The 18229-nt window shown below is 44.4% G+C and carries 16 protein-coding genes; all 16 read left to right on the top strand.

Features of this window, described 5'->3' with window-relative positions; translation table 11 throughout:
* The first annotated feature begins 51 nt into the window (after positions 1-51).
* Positions 52-417 (top strand): two-component system response regulator, encoded by a 366-nt coding sequence (locus CVV21_08190; protein PKL91184.1) that lies wholly within the window; start codon positions 52-54, stop codon positions 415-417.
* A complete protein-coding gene (locus CVV21_08185; protein PKL91183.1) occupies positions 418-1038 on the top strand; it encodes a CheY-P-specific phosphatase CheC in 621 nt (206 codons plus the stop codon).
* A gap of 8 nt (positions 1039-1046) precedes the next feature.
* Complete coding sequence (locus tag CVV21_08180) at positions 1047-1523, top strand: chemotaxis protein CheD (GenBank protein PKL91182.1); 477 nt, start codon at positions 1047-1049, stop codon at positions 1521-1523.
* A 7-nt stretch (positions 1524-1530) separates the two neighbouring features.
* Entirely contained in the window at positions 1531-2808 is a 1278-nt protein-coding gene (locus tag CVV21_08175; protein PKL91181.1) for a hypothetical protein, read from the top strand.
* Between the two features lie 2 nt (positions 2809-2810).
* Positions 2811-3299 (top strand): chemotaxis protein CheW, encoded by a 489-nt coding sequence (locus tag CVV21_08170; protein ID PKL91180.1) that lies wholly within the window; start codon positions 2811-2813, stop codon positions 3297-3299.
* Entirely contained in the window at positions 3277-3642 is a 366-nt protein-coding gene (locus CVV21_08165) for a two-component system response regulator (protein PKL91179.1), read from the top strand. The genes CVV21_08170 and CVV21_08165 overlap by 23 nt, the downstream gene beginning before the upstream one ends.
* 3 nt (positions 3643-3645) lie before the next feature.
* Positions 3646-4707: a chemotaxis response regulator protein-glutamate methylesterase gene (locus tag CVV21_08160; protein ID PKL91178.1), complete on the top strand. Its 1062-nt coding sequence runs from the start codon at positions 3646-3648 to the stop codon at positions 4705-4707.
* Complete coding sequence (locus CVV21_08155; protein ID PKL91177.1) at positions 4704-6722, top strand: chemotaxis protein CheA; 2019 nt, start codon at positions 4704-4706, stop codon at positions 6720-6722. The genes CVV21_08160 and CVV21_08155 overlap by 4 nt, the downstream gene beginning before the upstream one ends.
* Before the next feature lie 48 nt (positions 6723-6770).
* On the top strand, positions 6771-7394 hold the full coding sequence (locus CVV21_08150; GenBank protein PKL91176.1) for a CheY-P-specific phosphatase CheC: 624 nt from the start codon (positions 6771-6773) through the stop codon (positions 7392-7394).
* Positions 7395-7397: 3 nt separating this feature from the next.
* The gene (locus CVV21_08145) at positions 7398-9515 is read left to right on the top strand and encodes a hypothetical protein (GenBank protein PKL91175.1); all 2118 of its coding nucleotides are present in this window, start codon (positions 7398-7400) and stop codon (positions 9513-9515) included.
* A gap of 149 nt (positions 9516-9664) precedes the next feature.
* Complete coding sequence (locus CVV21_08140) at positions 9665-10450, top strand: hypothetical protein (GenBank protein PKL91174.1); 786 nt, start codon at positions 9665-9667, stop codon at positions 10448-10450.
* Positions 10450-11460 carry a hypothetical protein gene (locus CVV21_08135; protein ID PKL91173.1) on the top strand — a complete coding sequence of 337 codons (1011 nt, stop codon included), beginning with the start codon at positions 10450-10452 and terminating at the stop codon, positions 11458-11460. The genes CVV21_08140 and CVV21_08135 overlap by 1 nt, the downstream gene beginning before the upstream one ends.
* A gap of 231 nt (positions 11461-11691) precedes the next feature.
* A complete protein-coding gene (dprA, locus tag CVV21_08130; GenBank protein ID PKL91172.1) occupies positions 11692-12804 on the top strand; it encodes a DNA-protecting protein DprA in 1113 nt (370 codons plus the stop codon).
* A complete protein-coding gene (locus tag CVV21_08125; protein PKL91171.1) occupies positions 12788-15199 on the top strand; it encodes a type I DNA topoisomerase in 2412 nt (803 codons plus the stop codon). The genes dprA and CVV21_08125 overlap by 17 nt, the downstream gene beginning before the upstream one ends.
* Entirely contained in the window at positions 15192-16073 is an 882-nt protein-coding gene (locus CVV21_08120) for a tyrosine recombinase (GenBank protein PKL91170.1), read from the top strand. The genes CVV21_08125 and CVV21_08120 overlap by 8 nt, the downstream gene beginning before the upstream one ends.
* A 444-nt stretch (positions 16074-16517) precedes the next feature.
* Positions 16518-18229: hypothetical protein (locus tag CVV21_08115; protein PKL91169.1), on the top strand; the 1712-nt coding region annotated here is incomplete at its 3' end.

Raw genomic sequence — 18229 nt, 5'->3', positions numbered from 1 at the left:
TCATAATAGTAATAAAGTGCATGATATAAATTTAAAAAAAGGAGTACTTAAATGGCAAAAAGAGTATTAATAGCTGATGACGCGGCGTTTATGAGAATGATGCTGAAAAATATACTTACCGAAGGCGGATACGAAGTTGTAGGCGAAGCCGGAAACGGGCGTGAGGCTGTTGAACTTTATAGAAAACTTTTGCCTGACATGCTTATTTCAGATATGGTTATGCCTGAAATGGGCGGAATTGACACGTTAAGGGAGATAATGAAAGATTATCCTAATGCCAACGTGCTTATCTGCAGTGCTATCGGCCAGCAGGCGCTTGTAATTGAAGCCATTCAGGCCGGGGCAAAGGACTATATTGTAAAACCTTTTGATCAGTCAAACGTGCTTGAAACTGTGGGAAAGATACTGGGTGTATAGATGACCATTAAACTTAGTGATTTTCATAAAGACGCCCTTCGTGAAATGGGAAATATTGGCGCCGGCAACGCGGCGACCGCGCTTTCACAGCTTTTGGGAAAAGATGTTTCCTTAAGCGTTCCAAAAGTTTTAATGGTTCCTGTGGATAAAATGGTGGACAGGATAGAATTTAAAAATGAGATTGTAGCCGCTGTTTACCTGAAAATTTTCGGAGATATTACAGGCAGGGCGCTGATGATATTTCCGCAGAATAAAGTATTCTTAATTGTTGACCTTCTAATGAGACGTGCCCTTGGAACCACAAAAGAGTTTGGCGAAAATGAACAGTCCGCGTTAAAAGAAATCGGCAATATACTTATATCTTCCTACATGAACGCGATAGCAAAATTAATGGGGTTAAATTCGGTGCCTTCAGTGCCGGCGCTTGCCGTGGATATGGTGGAAGCGGTATTTCAGACGGTTTCCGCGGAAATAGCAGAGACAGGATCCGAAGCGCTTTTAATAGAAACTGACATGGTGGAAGAAACCGCGAAGATACAGGCAACAGTATTTTTAATACCTGATGAAGAATCCATGAGGAAGATATTAACGTCGCTTGATAATACGGCAAGCGGCGCTTAAAAAAATAAATGTCTGATAAAAGCATTAAGGTTGGTATGGGAGAACTGCACACGGGCGGAAGCGGGGATGTGTTAACCGCTTATGGTATAGGATCCTGTATTGTGGTGGTGTGTTTTGACGTTGAAAAACCCAGGGCCGGAATGCTTCACGCTATGCTTCCGGAAAAGATAGGCAAAGGGCATGATAAGAACAGATATGCGGATACAGGAATTGAAAATCTTGTAAAGGCAATGATAGACATGGGAGTAAATATAAAAGATATGCGCGCGAAGATTTTTGGCGGAGCGAGGATGTTTGAAATAGGAAGTCAAGGCGACTCTATAGGAAACAGAAATGTGAAAAAAGCAAAAGAAATACTTGAGAAAAAGGGAATTCTGATATTGGGAGAAGATACCGGAAGTAATTACGGAAGGACAATAGAATACTTTGTAACTGAAAAAAAAGCGAAAGTGAAAAGTTTTGGCAGGGATATTAAAATAGTGTGAGGTAATAATGGCAGGAAATAACAGCGGTAAAAAAGGTTTTTTTCTTAAAAAGATGCTGGTAATAAACCTATCGGTTGCCGTTTTTACGGGCGTTCTGCTTGCGTCATTACTGTATTTTTTAAGGTTATATGAAAAACCTTTTATGTTTTTCATGCTTACCATAGGTGTGCTTGCCCTTGCGGGGGCTGCTGCTGTTTTTATGGGGGCAAAAGCCGTGATAGATGCTTTTACAAATGTGGCTTTCTTTTTTGACAGGATAGCGGACGGGGATTTGACCACAAGGGTTGAGGAAAGCGACGGATTTTTGCCCGTTATTGCCAGGCCCATAAATAAAATGACCGCAAGCACCAAGAAAGTGCTTCTGCAGATGAAAGAGTCCATAGATACCATGAGGATGTTGTCGGAAAATCTGTCGGCTTCAACCGAAGAGATAAACGCGTCTGCGGAAGAGATAAGCAGCACTGTCCAGCAGATAGCCCACGGCGTGGAACAGCAGGCGGAGCGTACGGTGGAGACTTCCAGAATTATGGAAAACATGTCGGATTCCATACAGACAGTGGCGTCAAAGTCCGAAGACGTGCTAAACGTGGCCAATGAGGCCAAACAGGCTTCTGAAAAAGGAATGGAAGCTGTAAGGCAGACAATAATTAAAATTGACGATATAGTCCAGGTGACAAGCAAGGCAAAGGATTCAATAGAAGAACTTAAAAGGTATTCCGAAAAAATAGAAGAAGTTGTAAATATCATCACCGAAATAGCGGACGAGACAAACCTGCTGGCGTTAAACGCGAACATAGAAGCGGCGCGCGCGGGTGAGGCGGGGCGCGGTTTTGCCGTTGTGGCGGAAGAAGTAAGAAAACTTGCCGAAGGTTCAGGCGATGCCGCAAAGGAAATTGCCAGGCTTGTGGAAGACATACACGAACGCACGGCCCAGGTGGTTGTGGATATAATGACGGGGGTACGCGAAACAGAAGAAGGCAAGCTTGTGGTAAAGGAAAGCGGGCAGGCCTTAAAAGAAATAAATGCTGTTGTCACAAAAGTGGTTAAACTTTCAAATGAAATTTTTAACCTTACAAAGGCGCAGGCGGAAGACACGGATAAAGTGGTAAAGGCGGTTGAAGAAATTGCGGCGGTATCTGAAGAAACCGCGGCAGGCACGCAGCAGGCTTCCGCTTCCACGCAGGAACAGACCGCATCCATGCAGGAAATAGCGGCGCAGGCACAGGAACTGGCGCAGATGACGGAAACACTTCGTGAATCCATTTCAAAGTTTAAAACGGAGTAAAAGTGGAAAAGAAAATAGTGGGTTTCAGGCTTAAGGGAGAGGAATTTGCCTTTAACATAATGAAAGTGGTTGAAATTATAAGGTTAAAGCAGATAACACCCGTGCCTACGGCGCCGTCTTTTATTGAAGGCGTAATAAATTTAAGGGGAAAAATTATTCCCATTATAGACCTGCGTAAACGGTTTATGCTGCATGAAGACAAGCGCGGAAAAAACGTAAGGATAATAATAATTGAAATGCACGGGAATCAGCTTGTTGGCGTGATTGTGGACGAAGTCACGCAGGTAATTACCGTGCCGGAAGAACAGATACTGCCGGCGCCGCCTTCCATAGTAAGCGTCGGAGGAAGGTATATAGAAGCCGTGGTTCAGCTGGACGAAAAAATAATAGTATTTCTTGACATAGAAAAAATATTTTCTGACCAGGAAAATACCGAGATGCAGGGAATATCAATGATGGAGGCAGGAATTGAAGAAAGTCCTGATAGTTGACGATACAAAGTTTATGAGAAGCATGCTGCGCAATATTCTTAAAAAAAAGGATATTGAAGTGGTGGGCGAAGCTGTAAACGGCAAAGATGCCGTTGAAAAATACAGGGAGTTAAAACCCGACCTTGTTACTATGGATATTATAATGCCGGAAATGAATGGTATAGAAGCCGTAAAAGCCATTTTATCAGAAGACCCTTCCGCAAAAATACTTATGTGCAGCGCCATGGGGCAGCAGGCAATGGTTATAGAGGCAATTCAGGCCGGGGCCAGAGATTTTGTTATTAAACCTTTTCAACCCGCAAGGGTTCTGGAGGCGGTTGACAGAACGCTTCAGGAGAACTGATAAATGGGAAAGATAAGGGTCCTTGTTGTAGACGATTCCGCTTTCATGAGAAAAATCATTCCTCAAATCCTTCAGGAAGATGACGGAATTGAGGTTATAGACACCGCGAAAGACGGGCAGGAAGCCTTTAAGAAAACCATTGAATTAAAACCCGATGTAATCACCCTTGATGTGGAAATGCCAAAAATGAACGGGCTTGCCACCCTTGGTTATATAATGAGCGAGCGTCCCACGCCGGTTATAATGCTTTCCGCTTATACTCCCAAAGGGGCGGAAATTACCCTTCAGGCGCTTGAATATGGCGCTGTGGATTTTGTATGTAAACCTTCCGGTGAAATTTCCATAGACATAAAAAAAGTAAAAGACGAACTTATAAGCAAGATAAAAATTGCGGCAACCACCGACGCTTCAAAACTTACATTTTTTGCGCCGGAAACAGTTGAAAAAAAAGCGCCGGAAAAAGAGAAAGAAGTAAAAGATTTTGTCCTTGTAATTATCGCGACTTCCACGGGCGGGCCAAGGGCGCTTTCCGAATTTATACCGAAAATTCCAAGGAACCTTCCTGCCGCGTATCTGGTAGTACAGCACATGTCGCAGGGTTTTACAAAAACGCTTGCAGAAAGGCTTAACAGCCAGTCGCTTATCAGTATTAAAGAAGCGGAAGACGGCGAAATAATAACAGCGGGAAGGGCATACGTGGCGCCGGGAAATTTCCACATGGAAATTGAAAAAATTGACGGAAATTATATTATAGCGCTTAACCAGAAACCCACAAGGCTGGGTGTAAGGCCAAGCGCAGATATGACGCTGTTTTCAGCGGCTGAAAAATTTGAAGGCAAATCAATTGCAGTGGTTCTTACCGGAATGGGCAAGGACGGATCAGCCGGAGTAGAGCGCTTAAAGGCAAAAAAAGCCCTTGTGCTTGCACAGGATAAAGACAGCAGTGTAATTTATGGAATGCCCAGGGCGGTAATCGAAAGAGGATTGGCTGATGAAGTATCATCCATCGCAGGGATGAAAGACGCGCTTGTGTCGGCAATTGCGCGTATAACGGGCGGCAAATGATGAATATGGACAGTTACAGGGAAGTCTTTATGGAAGAGGCCAGGGAAAATGTCAATAACCTGAACAATTCCCTTTTGGACCTTGAAAAAAATCTTGATGATTTAACGCCGGTCAATGAACTTTTCAGGGCTGCGCATACTTTAAAAGGCATGTCGGCCACTATGGGTTACGACAGAATGGCCGGATTTACCCATATACTTGAAGAAGTGCTTGATTCTGTGCGTTCCGGCAAAACAAGGCCGACGCTGGAAATAATGAACCTGCTGTTTAAAAGTGTGGACGCGCTTTCTGATTTTATTGATTCCATTGCAGAGACTAACAGCGATTATTCAGCCGGCGCCGCAATTGTGGCAGACAGCATAAAAAAACAGCTTGATGCGGGGCAGCCGCTGCCTGTTCAAAGCGCGCCAAAAATTACGGCAAAAAAATCCGAGGTAAGAAAAGAAACACCTTTGACAGAAGCCGCAGGATTTAACGTGAAAGCGGATGAAAAAATAGTAAGTGAAGCCATGGCAAAATCAATGAAAGTATACCTTATTAAAACAATCCTTGTTGAAAACTGCGCGTTTAAAAACGTGCGTTCATTTATGGTGTCAAGAAACCTTTCCGAGAAAGGCGAAATAATAGGCTCTTACCCGTCTTCCCGGGATATAGAAGAAGGAAAATTTGACAGTGAATTTGAATTTGTTTTTGCAACGGCGCTTGGCGTACAGGAAACAAAATCACTTGTGTTAAAAGTGTCCGAGGTTAAAGATGTTAATATTAAAGAATTAACGGCTGAAAAAACGGCAGAAGCTGTTTTGTCACAGCCGGAAAAAAACGCGCCTGTTAAGCCGGAAGAAAACCCTCGTGAAGGGGAACAGAAAAAACATTCTTCGGCGCAGAGCGTAAGGGTGAACATTGAAAAATTGGACACGCTTATGAACCTTGTGGGAGAGCTTGTCATCAACAAGATAAGGTTTGACCAGATAGCCAAGGAAAAAAAATATGAACTTCTTAATGATACAGTGGAAGAATTTGACAGGGTTATAGACGAGCTGCAGATAGAAATTACAAGCGTAAGAATGCTTCCCGTGTCGCATATTTTTGACAGGTATCCGCGTTCTGTCCGCGACCTTGCAATGCAGGCGGGCAAACAGGTGGAAGTGGAAATAGAAGGCGGGGATATTGAAATTGACAGGACTGTGTTAGAAGAGATGAACGAACCGCTGCTTCACCTGATAAGAAATTCGCTTGCCCATGGTATAGAAATGCCGGATGTAAGGATAAAAGCCGGTAAAAATCCCAAGGGTGTAATCAGACTTTCAGCTAAAAGGGAGCGCAACTCCGTAATAATAGAGGTGTCTGATGACGGCGCCGGAATTAACACCGCGGCGGTAAGAAAAAAAGCGCTGGAAAGAAAAGTGGTTACTGAAGAGCGTCTTAAAAATATGAATGATGATGAAGTGGTGGCGCTTATTGCCCTTCCGGGTTTTTCCACTATGGAAAGCGTGAATAAAGTTTCGGGACGCGGCGTGGGTGTGGATGTGGTTAAAACTAAGGTAGAAGGTTTTGGCGGTATATTCAGGATAGAAAATTATCCGAAAGAGGGCTCTAAATTTATACTTAAACTGCCGCTTACCCTGGCAATTGTACAGGCGCTGCTTGTAAAAGCCGGCAAGGAAACATATTCCATACCGGTTATTCACACGGTGGAAACATTTGAAAGTTTTGAAAAAGAGTACCGCTATATTCAGAACAGAAAAGTAATAATATTAAGAGAAGAAGTTATACCTGTTTACAGTTTAATGGAACTGCTTGGAAAAAAACGCGTTGAAGCTGAAGTGCACGAACTTGTGATAGTGGATGTAAGGGATAAAAAGGCGGCCATAGAAGTGGACCGCGTGATAGGTCAACAGGAAGTGGCGATAAAGAGCCTGGGTGAATTTTTAAAATTCGCTAAAGGATTTTCCGGCGTCACCATCCTGGGAGACGGAAGTATAAGCTTAATTGTGGATATCACTTCGCTGCTTTAAACGTGCAGGCATATACTGTTTGACAAAAAAATTAAAAGAGGTAATAAAATGCCGGATGATTCACTGCTGACGCTGACTGAAGTTCAGGTGGATGCGCTTAAAGAAGTGGGTAATGTGGGTGCGGGACACGCGGCCACCGCGCTGTCGCAGCTTTTAAAAAGAAAAATTATGATATCAGTGCCGCAGGTTAAGATATTAAAACTTAAGGAAGTGGAAAACCTGCTTGGGGATTCCAATACCCTTGTCGCGGGCATAATAATGAACGTGCTTGGCGACGTGACTGCAAAAATTCTGCTTTTGCTTACAAGGGAAAGCGCGCTGTCGCTTGCGGATATGCTGCTGCAGAATCCGGCCGGCACCACCAAAGTGCTGTCAGAAGTCGGCAATTCCGCCATAAAAGAGACCGGCAACATCCTTGCCGGCGCATATATGAATGCCCTTAATGAATTTCTGGGGCTGTTATTATTGCCGTCTGTACCCAGCCTGGTTTTTGACATATCGGGCGCTATTTTAAATTCTCTTTCAGAAGGGTTTGAAGGCATGTCAAATCATATTCTTTCCATTGAAACCCAGTTCTCAGAGGCAAATGATAAAGTGATAAAAGGGTATCTGCTGTTAGTACCTGATATTCCTTCCGTACAAGTGCTGCTGTCAGCCATAAAGGTGGATTAAACAATGGCTGTTTTTGCCCTTGATATAGGGACACGAAAAGTGGCCGGAATACTTGGCGAATTAAGCGGCGATAAAATGCGCATAGTTGATGCCTGTGTGCGCGAGCACGAAAAAAGGGCAATGGTGGACGGGCAGATACACAGCATTGAAGAGGTTTCCGGGATAGTCGCAAAAATAAAAAAAGAACTTGAAGAAAGAAATAATATTATAATAACAGAAACTGTCACTGCGCTTGCGGGAAGAAACCTGCATACCGAAAAGACAGAAGCGCGGATAAATAAGAAAGGCGAAATAACGCGCGATGAGCTGCGCGGCCTTACGATAGAGTGCGTTAAAAAAGCGACGCTTAAGATGACAGAAGAAAAAAAGCAGGGGTATTACTGCGTGGGGTACAGCGTGTCGCATTACACCCTTGACGGCCAGCATGTTAAAAACCCGCTGCAGCATTTTGCCAAAGAAAGTTTAAGCGTGGACACAATTATCACATTCCTTCCTAAAATAACTTTTGACAGCTTGATATCTGTTTTGAAAAATTGCGGGTTAAAACTTACAGGGCTTACCCTTGAACCGATAGCGGCCATGGCTGTGACCATTCCCGAAGATATGCGGCTTTTAAATCTGGCGCTGGTGGACGTGGGCGCGGGCACGTCGGACATTGCGATTACCGAATCCGGGAAAATCACGGCTTATGGCATGATACCAAAAGCCGGCGATGAAATTACGGAAGTTATAGTTAATGAATACCTGACTGATTTTAACCAGGCGGAAATCATAAAAAGGGCGTCAGCTGCCGGAACTTCACTGTCAGGCAATGATATTTTCGGTAATGCTTTTGAAATTTCTCACGCTGATTTTATACTGGCTGTAAAAGAAAAAACAGAAGAAATAGCCGCGGACATCGCGGATGAAATACTGATGTTAAACGGCAGGCAGCCGCGCGCCGTTGTCATGGTGGGCGGAGGAAGTTCTTTTGTTTATTTAAGAAACAGGGTGGCGGAAAAACTTGGGCTGCCGGAAAACAGGGTGGGCAGCAGAGAACCCAGGAACACAATGAAAATAGAGAATCTGCCGGAAGAATTAGGCGGCACAGAAGGCGCGACCCCGCTTGGCATACTTGACACCGCGCTGTACGGACGCGGGCTGGGATTCATAGAAGTTAAAGTAAACGGAGAAAAACATTATATTATTAACATGGAGCAGGAAATAAAAGTAATGGACGCTGTAATTGCATCAGGCATGGAATTGAAACACCTGTATGGAAAACCGGGCGAAGCTGTATCTTTTACGGTTAACGGGCAGCTAAATATAGTGCGCGGCGGCCACGGGGAACATGCTAAATTCTTTGTAAACGGAGTTCAGCACGGCATTGATGACGTGATTAAGAATGGCGATGAAATTTTGATAACAGCCGTTAAAAACGGCGTTAACGCGGCGGTAAAAGCCGGTGACCTTGTAACAGCGGATAACGCCCTTACGGTGGAAATAAACGGCAGGGTGGAAAAAATAGCGCCGGAGATTTATATAAACGGGTTTCAGGTAAGCGAAAACGAAGCGGTTCCGGACAGGGCATCTGTCACATTATCGGCGCCAAAAACCGTATCTGAAGTGCTGTCCAAATCAGGGCTTGCAATAGGCGCGCAGGCGCAGGAACGCGATATAATAATCACGTTAAACGGCGAACCCGAAGTGTTAAAACAGAGAACTTATCAGCTTAAGGTAAACGGCATGGATGTGCCGCCTGATTTTACGGTAAAAAACATGGACAGGCTGGAATATTCTGACAAGCCAAGCTATTACAGGATACGCGACCTTTTTAAAGAAGAACTTAAAAGTAAAATTACAATTTCAATAAACGGAAAACCATATGAAATAGAAGCCGACAGGTTTGAAATTACTATGAACGGAAGAAGGGCCGGAGAAGATGAATTCATAATAAACGGCGCGTCCATAGAGATTAAAGCGCCGCAGGAACCGGTTATACTTTCCACAATATTTAAAAACTATCCGATTGATACGGGCAGGCTTAAGGGAAAGATGCTTGACCTTAAGTTAAACGGGGAAAAAGCGGGATACACAACGCCTATTAAGAACGGGGACAATGTGGAAATAAGGTTTGTGTAAGGACTTAAGCAGAAAAGCAGTAAGCAGTTAAGCAGAAGCGGAAACAAACCTGAAAAAATAAGCTATAAGCGGTTAAGCAGAAGCGGAAAATAAATCGAAAAAATAATAGCATACTGCAATTTGAAATTACCTTAAAACAGGATGTCTGAATGAAAAAAACAATGATTATTATTTCCGCTGTTATTTTTTTATTCGCGGCGGCAGGCGCGGCTGAACAGGAAACGGAGTTTGCCAAAGCGGTATATAAAACCGCGGTTCATTTTATAGGCAAAGATTATGTCTATGGCGCAAAGTCGCCGTATGACCATTTTGCATGCAGTAAAAATGACAATAGAAAAGGGCCCTGCATAAAATGCAGAACCTGCCCGGAAAAACCTTCCGGCTGTTACGACAGCGCCACAAAATGTTTGACCGGTTTTGACTGTTCCGGGTTTATTCAGTACGTCTATAAAACCAACGGGGTGAAGTCAATAAAAGTATCAGACCTTGTAAGCACGCAGTTTGTGTGTATGGAAAACAGCTGGTATGAAAAAAAGAAGAAATCTGAAGCTCTGAAAAAACAGGAAACTAAAAAAATAAAAAATGGCGACATAATATTTTTTTACAGGTCGCCAAGGCATGTAGGGCTGTTTTTCACGGATAAAAAAGTCACATGGAAAAGAAACGAAGCGGCTTTCTTAAATGACGGCGACCTGCCGTATCTGGTAAACGATATTCAGAGAAAAGCTGAATTTGACAGTGAAGGCGAATTTACCGGTTACAGCTATTCGTATGAAGGGGATGTGGTAATACACGCAAGCGGTATACTTGACCATTATTCCACCGATACCGTACCCGGGGATATTGTGTGCGTGCCAATGTCAACGATGCGCGGGGCTCTGGCAGAATGTGACAATGCACACGAAGGGCAAAGCGCTGTCACGGTGGCTGAATGATGAGGAGATATTTTGTAATTATAATTATGCTGCTGTTTGCCGGTGTATTATCCGCGGATGAAATCATAAAAATACCAAGAAGCGCTATGGGAAAAAACATGGGCAGAATAAATGTGGAATCCGGCGCCGGTACTGACAGCTGCCATCTTTATACCCAGTTTGCCGCGGATGCCGCGGGGCAGATGTATTTTTTAGATCAGGCAAATGACAGGATTCTTAAGTATATAAAGGAAGATGATAAATGCAAAGTGATTCATACTTTTTATAAAAGCGATTCATTCAGGGTCATAAGGATGAAGTTCCGCGGGTTTTATGACAACGGCGTATATTTTTTAAGGGGGCAGCAGCTGCATTTTTATGACACGCAGGGTGAGCGGCTTATTACTTTTAAAGAGATAAGTAATGCTTTTATAGACTCTAAAAACGGGCGCGTGTATGAACAAAAAGGGTTAAAATACCTTCCCGTGGAAAAAGGCAATAAAAACCAGATGCCTCACAGGGGCCAATATTCAATACTGCCTCCCGCCGGCAGCGGGGATGAAGAGAGCAGAATAACCGGCGTAATGGGAAAATTTATAGGGATAAATAATATGAGCCTGCTGGACGAGGCGTATATAGGCGGAAAATATACCGTGTATGCGATACAGGATTATGTGGATAAAGGTAAGATGAAGCTTATGAAGTACAACCTTGCCGAAGGGACTGTAGAACAGGAAAAAGGGACAGGGTACTTGGTTCACGCGTATATTGGGGATTACGAAGGCAGAATATATTTTCTTGCCAAAAAAGACAAAAAATCCAAGTTCCAGGTTGTGTGTTATAACGGGGAAAATCTTGACAGGCACAGCACGCAGAATATAAATTTAGACGGCGGGGACGATTTATGCTACCAGAATATCTCGGCCGGGAAAAATGTTTATCCAGCCGCTGTTTGCCCTGACGGTTATATCTATTACAGCGCCGGCTTTGATAAAGATTATCTGCTGATAGGGAAGATGAAGCCTAATTAATGAAGCGCGAGGGACGGATGCACGGAGGGACAGAGGGACGGAAGAAAACTAAAAAATAGCAGCAGTATAAGCTATAAGCAGATAAGCAAAAGCGAAATCTAAAAATTCGTTCTTCCGTCATCCAACCATCTGAGCATCCAAGCATCAAAGTATCTATTCTTGCCTTGACACCGCCCCGTTCACAATAGTAAAATCCTATTGAACAAAAAAACTTTAGAGGGGTTTTTGATAATGGGAAAATTCTGCACGGAAAAAGACGCGTTAATTGCCATTAATACAATTCCCGCAATCGGCGGGATAAAACTCCGCAGGCTTATAAATGCTTTTGGCACATGCCTTGATATATTTGACGCGCCGCAGCAGATGCTTATGGGGGTTGAAGGGATAGGCGAACAGATTGCGCGTGACATACTTGCCTTAACCCCGGAAATTACCGAACGTGAAGAAGATGCGTGCGAAAAACATTCCATCAGGATTATCTGCCTGGATGACATAGAATATCCAAAGCAGTTAAAGACCATTTACGACCCGCCTCCGGTCCTGTACATGGCAGGGGTGGACTATCAGGAGACAGCGCTTCCGCTTGCGATAGTGGGCACCAGGCAGTGCACGGAATATGGTGAAGCCGCGGTAAGGCGAATGGTTCAGCGTATGCGCGCAATTTTTTCAGATTTTTCCATAATCAGCGGGCTTGCCACCGGCATAGACAGCAGGGCACACAGGGCGGCGTTAAACAGCGGTGTGTATACGGCGGGTGTTTTAGGTTTTGGGTTCGGGCAGCTTTTGACAATGGCAAACAGGCCCCTTATAAAAGAGATGCTTGAAAAGGCGACTATAATATCCGAATTTCCGTTTTACGCGGAAGGGTTAAAGCAGAACTTTCCTCAGCGCAACAGGGTTATAAGCGGGCTTGCCAAAGGCGTGCTGGTGGTGGAAGCCGGAGAGAAAAGCGGCACAATGATAACGGCTGATTTCGCGCTGGAGCAGGGCAGGGAAGTTTTTGCGGTTCCGGGGTCAATATTTTCCTTAAAGTCGCGCGGCGCCAACAGGCTTATTTCACAGGGTGCAAAGATAGCGCAGGACGCGGACGACATTTTAATAGAATTTTTTGAAGACATAAAAATACCCGAAAAAGAGAGTGAAACAGCCGTAAATACGGCGTTAAAACTGACTGACGATGAAAAAAAGGTATATGAAAAAATAAGTTTTGAAAAAAAACATGTTGACATTATAGCGTTTGAAAGTAATATTGATGTAATTAAATTGAGTTCCATGCTGACTCTTCTTGAAATGAAGGGCGCGGTAAGGCAGCTTGCTGGAATGAATTTTGTCCGCAACAGGTAAACCAGGAGGTCATACATTGTCTGACAGCACCGAAGAAATAAAAAAGAAAAGCCCGGCGAAAAAGGCAAAACCGGCCGCAAAGAAGAAAAAAGCGGTTAAATCAAAAAAGTCCGGCAAAGAAAAAAGCGGAAAGATTATACTTGTTGAGTCTCCCACCAAGGTTAATACCATTAAAAAGTTTGTTGCCGGCAAATATAAAGTGCTTGCCACCAAAGGGCACATCTTTGACCTTCCCAAGACAAAACTGGGTGTGGACGTTGAAAATGACTTCACCCCGACCTATATAGTAATGAAGGATAAAAAGAAAATATTAAAGGAAATAAAAGAAGAGACAAAAAATGCCGCAGAAATATATCTGGCTACTGACCCTGACCGCGAAGGAGAGGCAATCTGCTGGCACGTTGCCAACGAAATTCTGCGCGTGCAGAAAGAACCCGGCTCCCAAAAGATAGTAAGGGTGACTTTTAATGAAATTACAAAGTCCGCTGTTTTAAACGCGCTTGATAACCCGCGCGAAATAAACATAAACCTTGTAAACGCCCAGCAGGCAAGAAGGGTGTTAGACAGGCTTGTAGGTTACCGCTTAAGCCCGCTGTTATGGAAAGTATTAAGGAAAGGGCTGTCGGCAGGAAGGGTGCAGTCAGTTGCGTTAAAATTAATTGTGGACAGGCAGGTAGAAATTGATGCCTTTAACCCCGTGGAATACTGGAGCGTAAAAGGGTTATTTGAAAAATTAAATGCCGGTAAATTTGAAGCCAAGCTTACGGAAAAAAACGGCGAAAAAATAGATTTAAAAGCAGAGCCGGATTCGGCTGTCGTTGTGGCGGAACTTCAAAATCAGCAGTACACAGTTTCTGATGTGGTGAAAAAAGAAAGAAGGCGCAAGCAGTACCCGCCTTTTATAACCAGCACCCTGCAGCAGGATGCCGCAAAGCGTTTCAGGTTTACCGCGCAGAAGACCATGATGCTGGCGCAGCAGCTTTATGAAGGTGTTGAAATTAAAGGCGAAGGGCATGTGGGTTTAATAACATACATGAGAACTGACAGCTTAAGGGTATCCGCGGAAGCCCAGCAGGAAGCCATGAAATACATAGGTGAAAACCTGGGGGCTGAATATGTGCCTGCGGAACCGAATTTCTATAAAAGCAAAAAATCTTCACAGGACGCGCATGAAGCCATAAGGCCGTCATCCGCTTACAGAAATTTAGGCGCAATAAAAGACAGCCTTGACCCGGATCAGTTTAAGATATACTCCATAATATGGAAAAGATTCATGGCGTCACAGAGCGTGCCCGCCGTATTTGACGACACGCGCGTAAAAATAGCCGCCGGCCCTTATACGCTTCAGGCAAACGGGTCAATTAAGAAATTTGACGGTTTCATGAAACTTTATGACGAAGAACCCAAAGAACAGGAAGGCGGGGAACAGGATTCAAATGACGGCAGCCAGGAACAGGCGCTGCTTCCCGAATTAAACACAGGCGACGCGCTTAACCTTCTTGAATTAATGCCGGAGCAGCATTTTACACAGCCGCCGCCGTATTTTACGGACGCTTCGCTTGTAAAAGCGCTGGAAGAAAAAGATATAGGCAGGCCGTCCACTTACGCGCCAATTATATCCACCCTTGTATACAGAAAATACGTGGACAGGGACAGGGGCAAATTTATGCCTACGGAACTTGGCACGCTTGTGTCGGGCATTCTGTCAAAGAATTTCCCCACAATTATAAATGAAGAATTTACCGCTAAAATGGAAGGCGACCTTGACCGCGTGGAAGAAGGAAGCGTGGAATGGAAGACGCTGTTAAAGGGTTTCTTTGCCAATTTAACGGAACTTATAGCGGCGGCGGAACCGCATATGGATGAAATGAAGCGCGAGCTTGAAGGCAATATTGAAGAAAAGTGCGAAAAATGCGGCAGCAGGATGATAATAAAGTGGGGCAGGTTCGGAAAATTCCTGTCCTGCGAAAAATATCCCGAATGCAAAAACGCCAAGCCGATGGAAGGAATGGAAAGGGAGCAGGAAAAAATAGAAGGAAGCTGCCCTGACTGCAGCAGCCCGCTTTTATTAAAACGCGGCCCGTACGGCGCCTTTATCGCGTGTTCGCGCTACCCTGAATGTAAGTACACAAAACAGCACATAATAAAAGCCGGCGTTCCGTGTCCGGAATGCGGCGGCGATATAATAGAAAGAACGTTTAAGATGACCAGAAAATTTTACGGGTGCAGCAATTACCCAAAGTGCAAATTCATGGTCTGGGATAAGCCCATAGATGAAAAGTGCCCCAAATGCGCGGCGCCTTTCCTTCTTGAAAAATGGCGCAAAAATAACGTGACGGTATACTGCAGGCAGTGCGATTACAAGTATGACAAGGAAACTGTTTCGAATGAGTGAGCCGGAAAACAGCCCGGAACTTGAACTGTACCTGCGCCACCTTTTACACGAAAAGAATTATTCGCCCAAGACTGCCGAAAGTTACGGCAATGACATACGTCAGTTTTTAAAACATACCGGCGGTTTTGAAAAAGCCGATGAAACATCAATAAGGGCATTTATGGAAAAAATGTCCCGCGCTAAATACAACCGCAATTCTGTCATAAGAAAAATAGTGGCGTGCAGAAATTTTTACAGGTTTCTGCTGCGCTCCAAAAAAATTACATCCAACCCTTTTGAATACATCTTAACCCCCAAAGCCGAAAAACGGCTGCCCGGTTTTTTAACCGAAGCGGAAACAGCGGCGCTTCTGGAAACCCCGGACATAAGCCAATTTTTCGGGCTGCGCGACAGGGCAATACTTGAATTCATTTATTCCACCGGTGTGCGAATAGATGAACTTGTAAAACTTAATTCAGGTGATATTGATTACGTGAATGAAGAAATAAAAGTTCTGGGAAAAGGTTCCAAAGAGCGCATAGTACCCGTTGGGGGAATCGCGCTTAATATACTTAAACAGTATATAAGGGAATTAAAATCAAAGTTTGATTCCGGCCCTTTGTTTGTCAATAAAAACGGGACGCGGCTTACCGCAAGAAGCATAGAAAGAATGATGAAAAAATATGTATTGAAAGCCGGCATACAAAAAGAAGTGACCCCGCATACGCTAAGGCATTCATATGCCACGCATCTTTTAGACCGCGGCGCCGACCTGCGCTCCGTGCAGGAACTTTTAGGACACAGCAGCCTGTCCACAACCCAGATATACACCCACTTAACCGTGGCAAGGCTGAAAAAGGAATACGATAAAGCACACCCAAGGGCGAAGAAATAGCAGCTCGGCGGCTGGGCAGCTAAGCAGCTGGGCAACCGGGTTTGGTATTGGTAGACGCGGGTCTTTAGCCCGCGGATTTTGTATTTAATTATTGTTTTTAAAGTCCTGGTAGGCGCGTCCCTTTAGGGCGCGGCAGTTACATAGTTATTTGACTTTAACTCTCTTACCTTACAATCCTATGTTCCACAGGGATTGGGTGTATTTTTTAAGCGCGTGCCGTCCTCTGACACTTGCGCTCGTAGACTCGGGCAAGCCAGGGGATTTCCGTATCGCAGGCTCGCTTCAACCAAGCTGCTGAGCTGCTGAGCTGCCAAGCTGCCGAGCTGCCGAGCTGCCGCCTTTCCCCCTTCCTTATAATAATCCCTTTATTTGCCTATATTATATAGTATAATATTAGTACAAATAAAGCCGGGGGAATACAAAGGCCTAAATTAGTATAGAGGTATGTCAGTGCTGCGAGTGTTTTTGATAATTACAGTTTTCATAGCTGGTTTGTTTTCCGGGGTTAGCGCGGATATTATTACGCTTTCCGCCAATGGTTCCATGCCCGGACAGTCGTCTGACTGGACAACACCTGAAAATATTGTTTCTTTTAATAATGGGCTTGCCCAGACAGGCGTTTCGGGGAACAGGTTATATACCGGTTTTAACAACCTTCTTACAAGTGAAATCATAATTAATTCCGTTAAACTGCGTATAAGGCAGTACGCTTCAGGTGTGCTTGTTGATGACAGGCTGGATATTAACCTTACAACGAATAACGGCATTACGTGGCAGACAGGTAATATTGATACGTATTATGCCGTGACGCACACCACAAGCGCGCTTGAAATCCTTGATGTTGATATAACGGCAGGTTATGCATGGAACGCGGCAACAGTTGACAGCCTTGGTGTTGTTATAACAGCAAGGGATATAACGGACATTGTATATATTGATCATTTTTATCTTGAAATTGACTATAGCGCGCCCACAAAGACAGTTACGCCGACGGTTTCGCAGACAGCAACTGAAACGCTGACTGTAACACAAACTGCAACAAGTTCTATATCGCAGACAGTAACAGAGACTATAACTGAAACAATGACGCAGACAGAAACACAAACCGTAACACAGACATCAACTGAAACTGCAACCGGTACAGTTTCACAGACTGTGACAGAAACAAATACGCAGACCATTACCGCAACCGCAACGCGGAGTGTAACAGGAACAGTGTCGGAAACAGCGACAGGAACGAATACCCGGACAATTACAGAAACAGCCACGCAGACTGTAACAAGCACAGTGTCGGAAACAGTGACGGGAACAAACACACAGACAGTGACACAAACAACAACAAAGACAAGTACTGACACTGTTACTAAGACCGCAACACAGACTATAACAGAAACTGCCACGCAGACAGTAACGCAGACAATAACCCAAACCGCTACGGCCACATCCACTTTTACCCCTTCGGCGTATGGATATATAGAACCCAATTATACGGCGTTCGGACAGCTGACAGGATACACTTACAGGTTATCATCAAGAAATGAAGGTCCTATCACAAGCGTGCTTATAAAAATACCTGCAGGGGTTAATGTAACCGGCGGCCTTTCAACCACATATCCGGGCGCAACAGCGGCAATGAACGGCGCTGATGTTGAAGTAACATATGCCGGCGCGGGATGGAATGTTTTCTCTGACCCTAATTTTGACATAATAAAATTTAGCGCAATATCAGACGCGGGATTAAAAACATTTACCGCGGAATTAAATGGGATGGGCGGCGCGGTTATTGCATCCGTTCCTACAGGTTATTCTCAGGCAGTGCTTGTGCATACGTCAACTGTAACGCAGACTGTAACAGAAACAACTACGCAGACTGTGACACATACCATCACAGAAACTGCAACGCAGACTGTGACACAGACTGTAACCAAAACAATGACGCAGACAATGACACAGACCACAACACAGACTGTAACGCAAACTGTAACCGAGACAATGACGCAGACTATGACACAAACTGTCACAGAAACCGCAACACAGACTGTTTCGCAGACTGTGACAGAGACAATGACACAGACTACAACACAGACTGTAACGCAAACTATAACCGAAACAATGACGCAGACTATGACTCAAACCATCACAGAAACCGCAACACA

This window comes from Candidatus Goldiibacteriota bacterium HGW-Goldbacteria-1 (genome assembly GCA_002839855.1).
GTDB lineage: Bacteria > Oederibacteriota > PGYV01 > PGYV01 > PGYV01 > PGYV01.
This window is presented reverse-complemented; position numbering and strand designations above follow the sequence as displayed.